Here is a 16085-nt window from a genome sequence, read left to right as displayed (position 1 = left end):
GAGGACGAGCAGGTCCCTCACGCGAAATCTTCGAGCTCGCAGTCGTAGCCCGTATTGTTCGACACGACGACTATTGCTCATCGGGGAGGCAACATGACGCCCTTGTTCCGCGACCGAGATCGACGCGGCGGCAAGCCTGAGAACATCCTCGGCTACTGGAGGGCGATAGAACTCTTCACGCCGAACTCGATCCCCAAGATCGAGCGACATAGTCCGGTACGCCAAACCCACCTGCTACAAGACGGCCTGCCATGGGGGCCCGATGCAATTCGGCGCACGATACGCATACCGAAGAAGCACCATGTGCGCCATGCGATCTACCTCGGGGTCTACTCGGTGCCCGAGGCCTACGAGATTCTCGATAGGGTCTTCGCTCCCGACGATGAAGGGCTGGATAGCCACCCCGGAGGCGAAAGCGCCTGTGCAGCAATGCTCGTCGACGACGACGGCTATGCCGACCTGAACTCACTGGTGGTCTCCGGGTGCTCCTGGGCCGTCGGCGCCGTGAACTCGTTCGGCCAACGACAGAGCAACCGTCTGACAGGCCTCGATTGGGTAGATGGCTACGAGGAGGCCGCCGAGCAGGCCTTCCAGCTATCGGATCGAATCCTGTCCCATACTGCCTCAGCGGCCGGATCGGATACCGGCCCGGTACCTCTCACGGAGCAGACGATCCACAAACTGCGCGCAGCTGTCGGCCAGGTCTTGCAGCTGAACTCCGGCGTACTTGATCACAACGAGATACGGATCGAGACGTTTACGATCCCGACTGCGCAAACGGGGCAGGACAACCACGACCTGCTGAACAGCTTCTACGTGACGGATCTCGGTACAACGCGTGCTGCTGCCAGGGCCGGAGACATCGGTGATGGACTGCGGCAATACCTGGCTGCGGATCGAGCCGACTCGGATGAACGCATCGATGTACGCCACGACCTGGATCGTGTGTTCGACGCCGTAGCGCCCAAAATGCTGCCAGCGGGCCGCTGGCCCTCTCCAGCCGACCATCCGGCCGCGCTGAGTCAACAACTCGCGATCAACCTTGCTCGGGCCGAATTAACCGCCGGTGCGGGCCTGTTTTCGATCAACGGCCCCCCGGGGACCGGCAAGACGACCCTCCTGCGCGATGTGATCGCCTCCGTCATCGTGGACCGAGCGGACGCGCTGGCCGAGCTGCCGCGGCCGACCGCAGCGTTCGATGGCAGCCTTACGTGGCAAAGCGATGGGTTTCGAAAAACTGCTCCTCGGTGGATCCCGTCACTCACCGGTCACGAGATGGTAGTTGCTTCGTCGAACAACGCTGCGGTAGAGAACATCTCCGAAGAGATCCCCGGGGCAGCGGTAGCCGACACCCAGTTTGTCGATGGCCTCGACCACTTCGTCGACATCGCCACCGCGATGCTCAATCGAAGCGATGTCGTCGACGAATCAACGCGACCGGCCTGGGGGTTGATCGCAGCTCGACTCGGAAACAAGGACAATCGCTCGAAGTTCCTCACGCACTTCTTCTTTGATTCCGTGTCCAACCGCTTCCGTGAGGACGGCGCCCGCGACCGCGAAGGTATGAACACACTCTTGAAGCGCATGGCGGAGTCCAGCGCTGACAAGTCGTGGGAGGAAGCTGTCGCTGACTATCAAACAGCGCGTGAAAGCGTCAGTCAGATTCTGGCGAAACGGCAGCGTGCTGCGGATGACCTTCTCCAGCTTACTGCTCTCCACTCACGTCTACAGGCCGCCACGGTGGAGCTCGATAGCTCATCATCGATTGCCCACGACATGGACCTGCAGCTGGACAGGCTGCGCGACCGTATCACTGAGCTCGACAACCAACGCGCGGAATTGGAGGCCCAGGTACAGGTACACGACAAACAGCGACCCGGCTTGGTCGCTCGTGCAATTCGCAGGCAGGCGTTCATTGACTGGCGAAAAGTGCGATCTGGAATCGACGACGAAATCGCGATACGAATCGGGTACCTGACCGACGCTGCCGCCGAAGCCGACGCAATCGGAAATTCCTGCCCTGACCTCGAGTCACTCCGTGCCGAGATCATGGAGCTGGACAGCAAGATTGCCGAGCTGCGTCGGAGGGCGACCCGCGATGCAGAAAGATGGGGAGTATTCGCCGTAGACCGCACGTGGTGGAAGGACACAACTCGCCGGGAACTCCAATCGCTCTGGCTCGACCCAGAATGTTGCGCTGCCCGCAGTCGGCTCTTTGTGGCCGCAATCGAACTCCATCGCCACTTCTCAGCCCACGTCCCAATGCAGCTCCGCTCCGGTCTACTCGCAGTCAACGACATACTCGCCGGTACCGCACCAAGCGATCTCCCCGTCGAGAAGGCAAGAGCCGCATGGCAAACCTTGTTCTTCTTCGTTCCGGTTGTGTCGACAACGTTCGCTTCCTTCGCACGAATGTTCAGCCACCTGGGACGCGAGGACATCGGATGGCTGCTCATCGATGAAGCCGGCCAAGCCACGCCCCAAGCCGCCGCGGGCGCGATCTGGCGCTCCCGTCGATCGATCATCGTCGGCGACCCCCTCCAACTCGAGCCGGTCCTCACCATTCCGGTCCGGCTACAGAAGGCGATTTCGAACACCTTCGGAACCGACGACAAGTGGGTACCGGCCCGGAGTTCTGTACAGACACTCGCCGACTCAACCAACCACTGGGGAACTCTACTTCCCCAGGGCGACAGCGATATTTGGGTCGGTGCACCCCTACGGGTGCACCGGCGATGCGAAAGCCCAATGTTCGACATCAGCAACGGAGTCGCTTACGACGGCATGATGATCAGTGCGGTGGCAACGCGTCCACCGGTCACACTTCCCGAAAGTATGTGGATCGACATCAGTGGGCCTTCGCGCGGCCACTTGGTCCCATCTCAGATCGATGAGCTTCGCCGAATTCTCGACGCGCTGGTGGATGCCAAGATCGATCCCGACGAGATCTTTGTCATCAGCCCTTTTCGGGCTGTTGCTCAAGTCGTCCAGCGTATCTGCGGGCAGGCGATCCGCGCCGGCACCATCCACACTGCGCAAGGACGCGAAGCCGATGTAGTCATACTGGTTCTCGGTGGCGATCCGAACCGGCCGGGGGCAAAATCGTGGGCATCCAAGACTCCGAACCTGCTCAACGTCGCGGTGAGTCGCGCGAAGCGACGCGTATATGCCGTCGGTGACCGGGAGAGTTGGCGCACCTACCCCTATTTCGACACTCTCGCAGCGTCACTTCCAGTTGTCGCTGCATTCCCCGATCCGGTGGCCAGCGATGCCGCAGGGGGCTTCACCTACAGCATCCAGCAATCGGCAAATCCTCGCGGACGGATCGCTCTCGTCGAAGCCCGGCCAATTGAACCAGGCGCTATCGCAAGCCGACTATCGCTACGTGGGAGCGACTCCGCCATCGCCCAGATCACCTCGCTGTTCCGTGAGCAGTTCAACTATCCGCCAGATTCTTACACCGCGGAGGGCGACGAACTTCGACTTGACTGGCCGTGTGGGGTGTCAACGGGATGCCGACACCTTGCCAAGATCCTGACGGAATACGTTGCGTTGGAGACTCGCCAGATGAGTCACGTGGATCTGGCCGTCGCAATTGATTGGTACAAAGTTCTCGATCCATTACTCGAGCCGGACGAGTGGGAGAACACAATCACAGGCGAGCGGATCAACATCTTGAAATACCGGAAGCCTGACTCCCGAGCGGCCGAACACTCACCCGAGTTTCTCGCGTTGAGCACATCCCTCACCGCCGTAGCCCGGCGGCACCCGGCTTTCGCATCCGCTGAGGTGATCCTAAGTGTGCCGGGCTCCAGTGGAATTGGAAGGAGTCTGGGCGAACAGCTGGCAAAATCGGTGGCGACGAATACGGGCAAGCATCTGGTGCAGACATGGGGTCCAACCCGTCCACAAAGCAAAGGATTGAATCGTCCCAACCTAGATGGTCTGTTCAGAGTCAACGAACCACTGACCGGAAGCTGCATCGTCGTCGACGATGTGTTCTTGTCCGGTCAGACGCTCGACGAGACCGCCCGCGCAGCATGCGCCGCGGGAGCCGGCCGAGTGGTCGGCCTTGTGGCAGCAAAGACGATGCGTAGCAACTGAGTATGGAAGACGCCGCTGGCACAACCTTCCGTGTACTCGCCGCATTTCACCGTTTCCGCACCCCCGCCCGGGTGCGCGATGCGCTTCTCGATCACCTAGTAGTCGACAGTCTCGTCGCTGGTCTGAGCGCCGACGGCCGAGCTGCCATCGAGGCCGAGGTTGGTAGTCTCACATCGGCAGGCGTACGGACGCTCGCTGTGGATGAAGCAGGCTTTCCGGCCAGACTGTTCCATCGCGGGCGAGCGATGGTTCCCGCACTGTTCTATAGCGGAAACATCGAACTGCTTCGCGAACCGTGCGTGTCAGTCAGCGGTTCGAGAGACGTCAGCGACGCAGGTGCCTCCGCCGCTACGAGACTGGGCGAGATCATGGCGGCAGAACGTGTGTGTCTCGTGGCAGGCAACGCCCGGGGTGTCGATTCACTCGCCGCCCGGTCGGCACTGATGCATGGAGGTCGATCGATTCTTGTACTGCCGGAAGGGATTACATGTTTCCGTCCGAGCCCCACCCTGGAGCGAATGTTCACTGCGACCAACCACCTCATCGTTTCCCAGTTCCCGCCGGGTCAGAAATGGGCTACCCGCAACGCGATGGCACGCAATCGCGTCATCTGTGGGTTAGGTGAGCAGCTGATCGTCGTGGAGGCCCGCGAGCGGGGGGGTTCCCTCGCCGCTGGGCGCGAGGCCTTGAAGCTCAACAAGCCCGTGCTCGCGCTCACTTACGGGCGCGATGAACCGCGGGGTAATGCGATGCTGATCGAAGACGGCGCAGCTCCGATCGACACTCCTCAGCAGCTCCGATACGAACTGGCGAAGCCGTGGCAGCCTCCCGAGCAAGGCACCTTGCTCTAGGGGGACCCTGCGGGCCAGGTCGGCTGTTAAGTTGTTCAGGTCGAGCAAACAGACGCAGACAAACTGCCACGGCTGCTCCCGAGCCTTTGGACCACGAGACTCGGCGCTCGCAAACGGCCACGATGCGAATGCACCAACGGTCGATGTCGCGGCTACGCCTCGCTGCTGACTGATGAGATAGTAGTTCCGTCCGGAACCGGACGATCAATTGGTAGGCAACAGCTTCGCAAGAGTTGTTCCACGCCACTGGAGTCACCCACTTCCTCGATGACCAATCTGGCCAGTTCCTCGATAGCTTCGTTGGCAAACGCGTCATCTTTGGTGACTTCGCTCCACGCCTCTCGTGATAGACCTGCCTTCGAGTAGTTGGCGATCACGACACCCGCTTCGTCGGTGACACGGAACTCCCACCACATCGAGCTATTCAGACGTTCCCACGGGTCGCTCGGCTTGGGCGCCGCTTCTTCGCCAACCCTGAAGGGCAATAGTAAGTCTGCGAGTTCAGAGCGCACTTCGCTAAACACCGCCAGCCTCTCATTCCCCTGCTGTGCCCTCGTGATCGCCCACACGAGCAGGACATGCTTGTATGGCGCACGGCGCCCTTGGCTTGTGGCCCACGGCAACTCGCGGAGCTCCGTCAAGAGAAGTGCGCGCGGGTCCTTCGAGCGATCAGCACCGAAGGTCGCCAGGCCATCCCTCAGCGGCAGGAGGAGCCGACTGTCGCTTCTATGCGCGGACTGGTACGCGCGGAGCGCCGTCTCCGTACAGTCACTCTCTTCAGGAGTGAGCAGCCCGGCAAATCGGTCGTCGAGCAGCCACGACGCGTCGCGGGCGGCGAAGGTGGCCACAGCGTCAAGGAAGATCTCCATCTGCCGGACACGTTCGGCAGGCTTTTCACCGGCACAAACGTGCCAGCGAAAGCGGCCTGCCCACAACTGGGCTCGAACCGGAGCGCCGGACACATCGATAAAGGTGCCGAACTGCTTCGCCCGTGAAATGAAGTCGTCGACCTCGACCGCCAGACGGATAACGTTGTCATCGGTCATCGACGTGCCGATCACGAGCAGATGCCGGGTCATCATCAAGGCTTGCAGCAGCGAGCCAGCGGGTCGAAACGTCGCATCGTAACGGACGAAGCTCCTCCTGGTGAGGACTATCGAGTCCGGCCGCTCGACATCCCCATGCATCTTCAGAATCCAGGAACGGTTTCCCTCCACGGGTTCCCACGGCAGCAAGGAGGGCCGGCTTCGGCCTGCGAACTCCACGGCATCCTCGTACAGACGATCATAGTTTGTCGTCACGGCTTCCTGGCAGTCCATGCCGGCAACCAACGCGTGCGCAAGAGAGACTCGATCGGCTCGACGCGCAATCTCGGCTACGAGACTTCCGAGTCGGGAACCGAGCTTCTGCGCGATCAACTCGGCCTGGTCGAGTGGGCTACCGTTGAGGCTATTGAAAGTCTCCTCACCGAGATCCGCATGGCGCGCCAATTCCGTCAGCAGTTCGCCCCAGCTCGGTAGGCCGGCAGCAATACTCACTCCGGCACCGAGGAGGACGGCCAATTGGCCTTGCTGGGCTTGGTCGCCGACATCGCGAGCGACGTCCAGCTCGGCGTCACTCAGCTCCCACCCTTGTCCGTTACCCGCGCGTCGCAAATGCTGAACTGCACTGAAGGCGGCCTGCTCGTTCGTTACTAGCACTACATCGATGCAATGTTCTCGGGCGACCTTCCGCAATGTCTCAACGAGAAGCCGGATGACCTCGCCCCGCTCGTCACTCTGCCCACCCTTGCCGATACCGAGAACCGGTACGGCAATTAGTGGTAACGCACGGTCGTCAGGGCGTTCGGCGACGTCGGCGATATCGGCTACAAGCTTCCTGACCCGGGCAGTCAGACGAGGGCCTCTCACCGGTTGCCCATCATTCACGCTGACAAACCACACCGAGCTTCGTTCATTGGCTCGCTGATATCCGCCGGTCCAATTTACGGGCTTCGCGGGCGCAACGCCGCCGAACAGCGGATGCCAGTATGACTTGACGTTGAACCAGTCGTCGGTCGGCACCACCACTGCATCGAATCGAATCTTCTGAATCAACCCTTGAACGACGAAGAGATGGCCGGGAACTCGGTTGCCAGTGTTGGTCACAAGTCCACTGTAGGAGCGGAGTCGTACAGCCACATTGGATCCGTCGAGAGAGATCGCGCACCCGATAACGTGATCACACCATGGTTCGCCATGCGCCACATTTTGTCTCTGGTCCGGCCGCCTTCCGTGCCAGGGCGTCACTCCAGCCGTCTTGAGTCCCGCTCTTACCACCGTCAACAGACGGGTGACCCCGATGACTTGTTCCGTGCTCACGTTGCCAACGGCAAGAATGACCGGGGCTTGTTGGCGCCAGCCACGCCGTCGCCCCCCAGGGAGTACCTCGCCACCACTAACGTCGCTGTGGCGCAGCATTTGTCGCCGCTTTCGATTCGTTGAATCAGACCTCAGCGAGCAACACCGCGGAGTGACGACGAACCAAGCTTTCGACAACAGCAGGTCGCTGGCCCCAAGTCGAGGCTCGGCCTACCAGCGGCGCGAGTTCGTCTGACCGCGCATCCTCGGTTCCGGCGCCATGGTGACCTGCCGGCGGTGAGTTCGTGCGGGACCGCTGCGAGCCGCTGATATCAGTCATACCGGTGAGCCCACTGAACCAGCTTGCGCTCGTAATCGTCCATCATGGCAGCTGCTTGTCAGACACAGAAGGGCGAGCAGATCCATGCCTAGTCGCTCTGGCCCCACACCGAGCTATCGATACCCTCGTCGTCACCCTTGGCAGACTCACGTGAGGCCGCGACGCCCTGCATCCATTTACCCGCCCTACCCATACCGACGAAGCCGAAGTCCACCGCTTTGGCCCCGAGGGCTTTCGCATTTCCGGCGGCAAGCTTTGCGCGATCACCGATCTCGGCCATTGCCTCCTGAATCCCCGGATCTTCGGCGTCGGTCCAACCGATCACTTGGCTCCGCCTCGCTGTGGCGAACTCGTCCAGATCGTCGCGCAGGGAAACCATGTTGGTCTTCAGCTGATCAGCGGACATGAACCGAACGATCTCGAGCGGTCGAATACGAGCAAAGTCGGCTAGGTTCTCGCGAGCATGTGCCAGGACCTGGCCGTCGTGCTCGACATGGCTTCGGAGCAATTCCCGTGCGGATTGGACGACATTGTCGAGATGCTGAGGCTCAGTGGCCTCCACGCGCGCGATCCGCAGTCGCTGCCACTGGTACAGGGTGTCCTCCGCGATCACGAGGAGCTGCAGCGTTTCGCCGAGCCGGTTCGACGTCACCACCTTGTCCAGGTACTTCGCGCGGTCCTGAATCGGTTTGTCAGGCTCGAACCCACTCAAGGCGTCCTTGATGTGAGCACGCAATCTTTCGATGGTGACCTCGAGCTCTGGGCCCAGGGACGCAACAGCGTCCCAATCGGCGGTGGGGAGCGAGCCGTGTCGATCCAGGTACTGAACCAGACGCGCCACGGACGCGTTTTGCCCCACCACGTCGCCCGCGCGGTCGGCCTTGGCCAGCGCGAGGACCTCGTCAACCTTTCCTTCCACGCGCTCGACGGCCTGTTCGACTGAGGCAATTGCCGACTTCAAGGCCATCTGAACAGCGAACATCTGCAATGCCATCGCCTGCGAAGGGCCCATGCCCACACGCTGCCATTGCAGTTGGCCTGCGAACTTGCCCTTCGAGTTCACGACCATCATGCGGTTGAAGCCGTCGGTACCCGGAATGACCTTGTGCGCCTTCAGAAGATTCATACTCGCGGGAGAAAGGCGTACGAACTCTCCGCGCTGTGCCGTCACCCCGGCGATCCCCGCGGCGGCGGCCGCTGCGTTGGCTGCCTTGCTCGAAGAGAGCTCGACGACATCCGCGGCGTCGCCGGCCACGGTTCGAAGCCGATCGATGTAACGCTGGACAGATTCCCGGTCGCCGGCCAGCACGAGGCCTTTCTCATCAACGAGCACTGCGAGCTCGGCCCCGTCCTTCGAAGCGGCCTCGAGCATTCGCTGATCGTCATTCACAACCGGAATGTTGGCAGACTATTGCGTGACGCGCGACGTGGTCGCGGATTTGCGGCCTTACCTCGTACTTGCCGGCTGGGGCTGAACAGTTTCTCGCCGAGGCCCCGTGCAGCCTGGGACTCTCGGCGGCGAACCCGACAACCGGTCCCGTTCGCGGCAAACACCCCTGCGAGTTTCTCCGCCTGGCGGTGGGGCGGACAAAGGCTCCGAGGTACGTCAGCACCCGCCGCGATATTGGGCGCCCGTGGTAGCTGTCACGATTAATCGAGATCATCAACGCAAATCTGCCCAGTACTGTCGTCGGAGTTGCTTAGACTGCCCTAAGTCGATCGATGGGACAGGAGAAAAGGACGTGATAGGGCATCACTGAACTCGGTTGAATCTCGACCGCTCCGCAAGCCGGACCCGGACTGATCGCCATTGACGTCATCACCGTCTTTGTCGACGAGGTAATGGAAGCTGACCTGGTATGAAACTGACCCACATCCGCATCAAGGATCTTCGAAGTTTCTCCGGCGAACACGAGTTCGATGTGTCATCCGGAGTGAATTACGTAGTTGGGCCGAATAACTGCGGCAAGTCGAATTTGATCCGGGCACTTGAGTTGGCACTCGACCCCGAATCCACCTATTCGCCAGCGCGAGACAGACCCAGCAGAGACGCGGTCGCGGTCGGCGCCCCTCCTGCAACCCGCATAACTCTCGCGTTTCAGGCAGGGAGCTCATCCCCCGAGGAGACGCTGCTTCGGCGCGCCCAGTCGTACGAGATCGCAGTTCGGAAGTCGCGCAATGCGTCAACCAAAGGTTCGGTAAAGACGTACGCGGCAGATCGCGAGGTTCGCATCGTCACAACATTTGCCGGAGGCGGCGCACGCCAGACTTCATTCCAGGCAAAGGGTTTTGGCGCTGCATCGCTGCCAGTACAAAGCAACGAGCACACCAAACTTGAGTCGCAGTTTCGTTCGGTCGTTCGGTTTGCTGTCATCCACAGTGGGCAGGACCTCGAGTCTCTCCTGAAGGGCAAGTTCCTCGAGATCCTTCAGCTGGTGATCGCCGATCACCTAAGTGAAGAAGTCATCAAGGCCGAAGCCGCTCGAGCCTCTTATCTGTCTTCGCTACAAACGGAGCTGCTCGAGCCCCTTCGCGGTCTGATCCAACAGCGAGTCGGGGGGATGTTCCCTGAGATCTCCAATGCTGAACTAATTCCCGCAGTTCCAACTGTGGACGATACACTCTCCTCAGTTGACATCCGCCTCGGCGATGCAGTGACGACTCCTCTCTCAGAGAAGGGGACAGGCATTCGTGGAGCCGTACTTGTGGCGATGCTCCAGTACTTGGCCGAGCAGAGTAAGCGGTCCCTTGTGCTGGCCGTGGAAGAGCCCGAGGCCTTTCTTCACCCAGCCGGGCAAGAAGGAATCAAACACCAACTTGAGGAATTAGCAACACGTTCCGATGTCTCACTCCTGGTGACGACCCACTCTCCGTACGTAATCTCACGGGGAGTGACTTCTAGAATCAGTGAGCTTCGCAAGCGGTCAGACGGTTTCACGGAGAAAGCCGCGAGTGTCCGCGGAGACGAGAAGAGGGCCGCTCTGCTTGGCTCGCTCTATCGCGACGCTGGGCTCGCATATGTTCTCGAACGTAGTCTTGAAATCCCAGCGGGCACGGAGGTCGTCGTTGTGACCGAGGGCTACACCGACGGCCGTTTCATCACGCAATGTTGCGCCGCTGCAGCCCGGTCAGACCTTGCAACAGGGATACATTTCATCCCCGCAGGCAAAGCAGCCAATGTTGTCCCGCAAGCCTTGCTCGCAGAGGCCGCAACAGAGGTTCCTGTGATTGCGCTTCTCGACTTCGACGAGCACGGGCAGGCTGCGGTCAAGAAACTCAAGAGCTTCAATTGGGAGCCGGCAAGACGCGTGCTCAGCCTGAGTCAGTGGGACCACGCTTGCAATAAGCACGATGTGGAGATCGAGGACCTACTTCCACAAGCCGCAGTTGGGCAGCTCGTCGAACAGCTCGGCGAGGACGTCGCGCTTGACAGCAAAGAGAAATGCGGATCCGGTTGGCACCTGCGGGTCAGCAAGGTTTGGAAGGAACACGCCATCGCGACGCTGGAAACCGTTCTGACGAACGACGCCGGCGGAATGGTCTGGCTCGCGGAGGAAATCAGGGCGCGCGCAGCCAAGATCGCGGCCGCCAAAGCGGCCGCGGCGAAGGCGGCGGCAGCAACATGAGGGAGAGCGGCTACCCACCTGGCGTAATCAAAGCAAATAGACGACAATCCAGCTGGTTTGATGGTGTGCTTGTTGGCCTCGGAGACCATCCCGGCGTCGGCTGAGGCCCCCAGGTAGTGGACACCGAGATAGCGGGATTGAAGGTCCCGCTGGGAGGAGGTTCACATGTCGCGGAAGCGTCGGTCGTTCACGACCGAGCACAAAGTCGATGCAGCGCATCGAGTGATCGATTCAGGTCGATCGCCGAGGTCGCCCGCGACCTCGGCCTCAACGACGGCTTGCTCGGCCGCTGGGTGGCCGATGAACGCCGGCGCCTCGGCGCTGCCAGTCAGACCGGCCAGGAGCCACTCACAGCCGCCGAGCGAGACGAGCTGGCCCGGTTGCGCCGGCAGGTCGCCGAGCAGGAGAAAGACATCGCTTTCTTGAAAAAGGCGTCGGCGTACTTCGCGGCGAACCATCAACGGTAGAGAAATACGCGTTGATGGCCGCGGAGTGCGCCACCACAGCAATCGGTCGCATGGCCACCCTGCTGGGTGTGTCGGTGTTGGGCTATTACAAGCACCTCAAGTCAACGGTAACAACAGATTTGAGCCCCAACAAACAGCGCCGCGAGGAGTTGGGTGTGCAGATCACGTCCATCCACAAAGACTCGCACGGAGTGTACGGATCGCCCCGCATCACTGCCGAGCTGCGCGCCGAAGGCCACCTGGTGACCGAGAAGACTGTTGCCAAGATGATGGCCGAGCGAGGGATCGCCGGGACCAGCCCGCGCACGTTCTCACCGCCGACCACGGTCGTCGATCCGTTCGCCACGTTCCCGCCTGATTTGGTCAACCGTGCCATCGTCATCGCGTGGCCATGGATGATTGGCACGCATCTTGCGGTCCCACTCGGCGCAGGCAGCCCCTCGCCGGCCCGCTCAGTGGTTGGCTGGGCGTTGGAGGTCCCATGGATCGTGCTCCTTCTGTGCGGCGCCTACCGCGCGGTTCGCGTCACGGGCGCGCGGAAAGCCCAGCTCGCAGAGTTCCACGCGGTCCGCGAGGAAACAGATGCGAGGGGCGCCACGTCGTTTCATCACGGTGCCTGCACAATCAGACATCGGAGCCCAGAGGCAGCATCGAGGTGTCGTCACGGTTGACACTCAAACGGTGCTTAAGATGCCAGATGGAAACGTAGGTCTGCGATCGCACTGCTGATAAAAAAACCACTCATCCAACTGCAGACTCATCCTATTCCGTCGGCCGGGTGCCGTCCGACACGCGAACCGATGCGGGCGACGAGGTGGCCTGGCTCCCGCGTAGTTCTTCACGTAGGTGATATCGGAGGACCGATCGTGAGTCAGTGGGGGACGCGATGGAGATCGAGGATTGCGAAGTCGACAAGCTCCGTGTCCAGGCACACGACTCTGTACCCGGCACAACCACAGTCGGCGCCAACGACTGACGCGTCACCACGACGTCGATCATGCATGACAGCATGCGCCTCCGCGGCTCACATCACCTTCCCCGCCTCATCTCCGACGCCACATTCAATTCAGCCGCAACCCCGATCGCTTCCAGCAGCACCGGTACAAATCGCTGTACTTCGCGAGGCTCCGGCATGCCCGGCTCATCGCATCCGGCAGCCGGTTCACCGCCGGGCCATTCCTCAAGCCACTCTTCGCAGATGCGCGCATACCGGCGCAGCATCGGTGCATTCGCTCTGGTGTCGCAGGCGATCCGGGACGGGGTGACACCGTTGGGGTCAGCCACGAACCGTCTGATCAGGTCGACAAGGTCGGCAGGCATCTGCCCGTGCCCGGGGCCGAAGTGGCCGGTCGCGTCGGGATGGAGTTGTTCGACGATGTCGATCGCGCCGGCGGCGCAGAATTGTCGCCACGCGTCCAGCGCGGCCAGCAGGTTGGTGGGATAGAAGGTGGCGCACTCGAGCGCTCGAACCGCGAAGATGTGGTCCTTGGTGACCAGGATGGAGACATCGGGCCATCGCGAGGAGTGCTCGGCGACAACCGCGCCGAGCAACGCCATGTCGGGCGTGCAGTGACCGACAATGGTGCAGAACTCCAGGCGCATCGCGTGCGGAGACACCAGCAACTTGGTGTAGAGGCCGTCGACGTCGGTGAACCGGATGGCGCCGTCGTCGATCGGGACGTTGCAGCCCCAGGCGGTTGCCAATGTGTCAGCGGCCATCGTCAGCAGATGTTCGGCATCGCCGGGGATCACGCCGAGTGATGCCGTCCCGCTGAGGGTCAGCGTCCGTTCCTTCGGCCGGGCTTGCGCTCTCAGGCGCTGCGCCTCCGGACTGAACGGATCGTGCACGTGCAACACCGACGGATGCGCGATTTGCCACACCTCGCGCAAGGCCCGCTCGGCGTCGCGCATGAGCGCATTCGCATTGCGCTTGCCCGTCTCACGAATCATGCTGCCCGACCGCAACTCTCGCCATCCGAGGCGATCGACGGCGGCTCGTTGTGCACGAGCCGTCGCTGCTTGTTCGGGCGGCCAGAAGTTGGTGAGCGCACTGCCACCGATCGTGCACCGCACCCGGCCGGACCCGGTCACCGTGAAAATCAGCAGGGGTCGCCCGGTCTCCCCTGCCCGGCTCACCTCCACGAACTCGTCACGGCCCAGCCTTGTCACACTCTCGGCGAGCCGCTCCCAGAACCCTCGCCATGCCGCATCCGGATTGCCATCGGCTGCACCCTGACCGTCGGACATGTACATCTCCCCCTGGGCCGTCGGCCATCGGCGATGACCGGATGCGTTGCACGGTAGGAAGGAACTCCGACAGGCCGGGGCGAATGCAGTTCAGTTGTCCACAGGGGCCGCCGGTTTTGCATCCGACGTCGCCTCGTCACTCCTGCTCGAGCTTTTTCGCCAGCGGCGCAAGCGCATCCAGGTAGATGGACGCCAGCATCTCCGACTCGTCGGCGCTGGTGCGAATCCGGTCGGCCTCGGTGGCGTCCCACTGGGCGTCGACCTCGTTCTCGAATTCGTCGATGGCGCTGACCCGGTCGAGCCACTCCCGCTTGTCCTGTCGGTGCTGGATGGCGGCGACGATCTGCTGGTACTCGCCCAGCGCACCGAGCCGTTCGACGAGCCCGTCGAGTCGCCGCGACAGCAGCACAGCCTTGGCGGTGTAGGTGTCGACGACGTCGTCGTCGGTCCTCAGGTGTGTGGGTGGCTCACTGAGGAGCGCGACCTGGTCGTGGACGTTGGCCGCGGACGTCGTGAGCGCGGTGACCTCGGCCGCGAGGTCCACGCGGACGCCGTGCCGATCGAAGAAGTCCAGCTTCCAGGCCGGGTAGTCGCTGATCCGGTCGGCGACCATGCCCGCGGAGATGGCGATCTGTCCGATCGGGTCGTTGCGCAGTCGGGTGCTGTCATCCGAGCCCGCGGTCCAGGTGTCGACCGCGAGGTCGAGGTATCGGCGAGACTCGGTGGGTTCGGCGAGTTCCTGGATCGCCCGGCACTGCGACCATCGGCGGGCGCGGGCCGCGCGCAGATCGTCGGCCAGTTGTGCGAGGGGATCGTCGAACACGGCGTCCGCATCTGCATCGACGGTCGGCAGTTCGGGCCGCGCCTCGCCGGCTGCACCGCTGCCTCGCGCCAGGCGTCCGAGCCCGACGCCCAGTGATCGGACACCGCTGACCACCCAGGAACCGATCACGACCAACGCAATCGCGATCGCCGCCGCAACGACGACAATCACGAGGAGCTTGATCATTTCTCCAGTACAGCACGATCCGAAGACCCATCAAGCCCGCGAACGCCGTTAACGCCGGCAGCGACGACCGTTGTCGACGCGATCGATGTCGGTTGTCTTGTCAGACCCCGCTCCTACTCTGATCGCATCCCTTCACGCATCGGAGCGCCATGACCGTCACCACCGGCCCGCAGGCCATCGAGTTCTCATTTCCGGATGTCCATGCCGACGCCACACTGCGCATCACCTTTCACCAGACCCTGCGAGTCCCCGACGACCCCACCACCTACGGGCTGCCACCGAGCCTCGGCACCCTCGACGTGCGCTCCACGCGCGAGATCAGACCTCGCGCAGTACCGGCAGCCGACGGCCTACTCCCGCTGTGGCAATCCGAGGCGACCTGGATCGACTTCAGCACACCCCAGGACTATCCCTTCCTGGTGAAAGTCGGTGTTGGTGGAATCAACGCGATCACCGGGAACTCCTACGTCCCGCAGCCCGACTTCGATGCCGAGGACTACCTCGAGGCTCCGACCCAGCCATGGCTGGATGGATTTCGGGTCGACGCGACCACTGTGCGGCAGTTCATCGCCATGCCGCTCGGCGAGGGATACACCGCAGCCGAACAACTGACAGGCACCGACGACGGGCTCATCCGCTTCTCCGTGGCCCCGCTCAAACCCGACGTGTGGGCTCAGCGGCCGCCGATCTCCCGGATGGTCGTCGACGGGTGCACTGCCGCACCGGCCGGTATGGGCCTCGGTGCCGGTGGCACGATCCACCAGTCCATCGCCACGCCGATCGAGTCCCACGAGAACTGGGATGTCGACGCGCGGAGAGAGGTCAGCGTGAGGATCGTCAATTCGGCTGTGTGGCAGACACTCACCGACACTCCGCCGCACCGGCCACCGCTGACGATCGACGAATACCTGACTCACGGATACCCGTGGTTCGAGTGGTACGACGACTCCCTGGCGCGCCAGGGTGGCAGCGCCTTCAGTGAGGTGCAGACCGTCCGCCAGTTCGGCAACGAGAAGGGTGCCGAACCACTCCCCGACAACACGAGCTTCACGCCTCCGACGCCGCACATCGTCGGCAGCGCCTGACTGACAATCTGAGTCCG

General features: G+C 62.2%; 10 protein-coding genes. 6 read left to right on the top strand and 4 right to left on the bottom strand.

What is annotated here, in order from left to right; genetic code table 11:
- Positions 1 to 93: 93 nt before the first annotated feature.
- The gene (locus tag ACPXCG_RS17840) at positions 94 to 4104 is read left to right on the top strand and encodes a DEAD/DEAH box helicase (RefSeq protein WP_425793356.1); all 4011 of its coding nucleotides are present in this window, start codon (positions 94 to 96) and stop codon (positions 4102 to 4104) included.
- Positions 4105 to 4106: 2 nt separating this feature from the next.
- Positions 4107 to 4955 (top strand): DNA-processing protein DprA, encoded by an 849-nt coding sequence (locus ACPXCG_RS17835; RefSeq protein WP_425793354.1) that lies wholly within the window; start codon positions 4107 to 4109, stop codon positions 4953 to 4955.
- 152 nt (positions 4956 to 5107) lie between these two features.
- Here ACPXCG_RS17835 and ACPXCG_RS17830 read toward each other — a convergent pair whose 3' ends face one another.
- Together ACPXCG_RS17830 and ACPXCG_RS17825 are read right to left on the bottom strand one after the other, a co-directional pair.
- Complete coding sequence (locus ACPXCG_RS17830; RefSeq protein WP_425793352.1) at positions 5108 to 7102, bottom strand: SIR2 family protein; 1995 nt, start codon at positions 7100 to 7102, stop codon at positions 5108 to 5110.
- 620 nt (positions 7103 to 7722) lie between these two features.
- Positions 7723 to 9024 (bottom strand): hypothetical protein, encoded by a 1302-nt coding sequence (locus ACPXCG_RS17825; RefSeq protein ID WP_425793351.1) that lies wholly within the window; start codon positions 9022 to 9024, stop codon positions 7723 to 7725.
- A gap of 469 nt (positions 9025 to 9493) precedes the next feature.
- On the opposite strand from ACPXCG_RS17825, the gene ACPXCG_RS17820 reads away from it, so the two are divergent.
- The 3 genes from ACPXCG_RS17820 to ACPXCG_RS17810 all read left to right on the top strand — a co-directional run bounded on the left by ACPXCG_RS17820 (position 9494) and on the right by ACPXCG_RS17810 (position 12398).
- Positions 9494 to 11260 (top strand): ATP-dependent nuclease, encoded by a 1767-nt coding sequence (locus ACPXCG_RS17820; protein ID WP_425793349.1) that lies wholly within the window; start codon positions 9494 to 9496, stop codon positions 11258 to 11260.
- A gap of 116 nt (positions 11261 to 11376) precedes the next feature.
- Positions 11377 to 11727, top strand: coding sequence for a transposase (locus ACPXCG_RS17815; RefSeq protein WP_425793347.1), 351 nt, complete (start codon positions 11377 to 11379; stop codon positions 11725 to 11727).
- Positions 11728 to 11777: 50 nt separating this feature from the next.
- Entirely contained in the window at positions 11778 to 12398 is a 621-nt protein-coding gene (locus tag ACPXCG_RS17810) for an IS3 family transposase (RefSeq protein WP_425793345.1), read from the top strand.
- 358 nt (positions 12399 to 12756) lie between these two features.
- Here the strand turns inward: ACPXCG_RS17810 and ACPXCG_RS17805 are convergent, their stop codons facing one another.
- Together ACPXCG_RS17805 and ACPXCG_RS17800 are read right to left on the bottom strand one after the other, a co-directional pair.
- On the bottom strand, positions 12757 to 13974 hold the full coding sequence (locus ACPXCG_RS17805; RefSeq protein ID WP_425793343.1) for a TY-Chap domain-containing protein: 1218 nt from the start codon (positions 13972 to 13974) through the stop codon (positions 12757 to 12759).
- 136 nt (positions 13975 to 14110) lie between these two features.
- Entirely contained in the window at positions 14111 to 14983 is an 873-nt protein-coding gene (locus ACPXCG_RS17800; RefSeq protein ID WP_425793341.1) for a hypothetical protein, read from the bottom strand.
- A gap of 149 nt (positions 14984 to 15132) precedes the next feature.
- On the opposite strand from ACPXCG_RS17800, the gene ACPXCG_RS17795 reads away from it, so the two are divergent.
- A complete protein-coding gene (locus ACPXCG_RS17795) occupies positions 15133 to 16068 on the top strand; it encodes a hypothetical protein (RefSeq protein WP_425793339.1) in 936 nt (311 codons plus the stop codon).
- Positions 16069 to 16085 lie beyond the last annotated feature (17 nt).

Origin of the sequence: Gordonia sp. DT218 (assembly GCF_049847105.1) — a bacterium.
Lineage (GTDB): Bacteria > Actinomycetota > Actinomycetes > Mycobacteriales > Mycobacteriaceae > Gordonia.
Note: the sequence above shows the minus strand (reverse complement) of the source record. Positions and strands in the feature narration are given on the sequence as shown.

Bases quoted from the DNA above. Each gene is read 5' to 3' on its own strand.
- ACPXCG_RS17840 (WP_425793356.1), top strand. From the start codon at position 94: ATGACGCCCTTGTTCCGCGACCGAGATCGACGCGGCGGCAAGCCTGAG.
- ACPXCG_RS17835 (WP_425793354.1), top strand. From the start codon at position 4,107: ATGGAAGACGCCGCTGGCACAACCTTCCGTGTACTCGCCGCATTTCAC.
- ACPXCG_RS17820 (WP_425793349.1), top strand. From the start codon at position 9,494: ATGAAACTGACCCACATCCGCATCAAGGATCTTCGAAGTTTCTCCGGC.
- ACPXCG_RS17810 (WP_425793345.1), top strand. From the start codon at position 11,778: ATGGCCACCCTGCTGGGTGTGTCGGTGTTGGGCTATTACAAGCACCTC.
- ACPXCG_RS17805 (WP_425793343.1), bottom strand. From the start codon at position 13,974: ATGTCCGACGGTCAGGGTGCAGCCGATGGCAATCCGGATGCGGCATGG.
- ACPXCG_RS17800 (WP_425793341.1), bottom strand. From the start codon at position 14,983: ATGATCAAGCTCCTCGTGATTGTCGTCGTTGCGGCGGCGATCGCGATT.
- ACPXCG_RS17795 (WP_425793339.1), top strand. From the start codon at position 15,133: ATGACCGTCACCACCGGCCCGCAGGCCATCGAGTTCTCATTTCCGGAT.